The organism is Saccharothrix sp. ST-888, from assembly GCF_000955975.1.
GTDB lineage: Bacteria > Actinomycetota > Actinomycetes > Streptomycetales > Streptomycetaceae > Kitasatospora.
This window is the reverse complement of the sequence record NZ_JYJF01000996.1, coordinates 1-301: the sequence shown is the minus strand read 5'-3', so window position 1 is coordinate 301 and position 301 is coordinate 1. Positions and strand designations below refer to the sequence as shown.

General features: G+C 73.1%; 1 pseudogene. It reads left to right on the top strand.

Features of this window, described 5'->3' with window-relative positions:
- Positions 1 to 47 precede the first annotated feature (47 nt).
- Positions 48 to 301, top strand: a pseudogene (locus UK12_RS42720) (hypothetical protein); the annotation flags it as partial.

Sequence of the window (301 nt, the reverse complement as noted above, 5' to 3'; positions counted from 1 at the left end):
GGCCCCGCAGCGGTCTGGCCGCGCGGCGGGCCGTCCCGGGAGTGACCATGCTCGCCGTGGCGGGGCTGTGGGCCAGGGAGATGCTGCCCGCAGCGGGCGCAGCCGTGATGTGCCGAGTGTTGGGCCGCTGCGTGAAGATGGGCAACCGGCTCACCTTGCTCGAACGGCCGCCCTGGACCTCACCGGGCGGGCTGCCGGCGTCTCTCACGAATCTGGCGTCCCCGGATTCGGACGATGCGTCGTTCACCACCCTGTACTACCCCTGGCTGCACGTCCCGGGCGTGGACGGCACCCCCCGCAC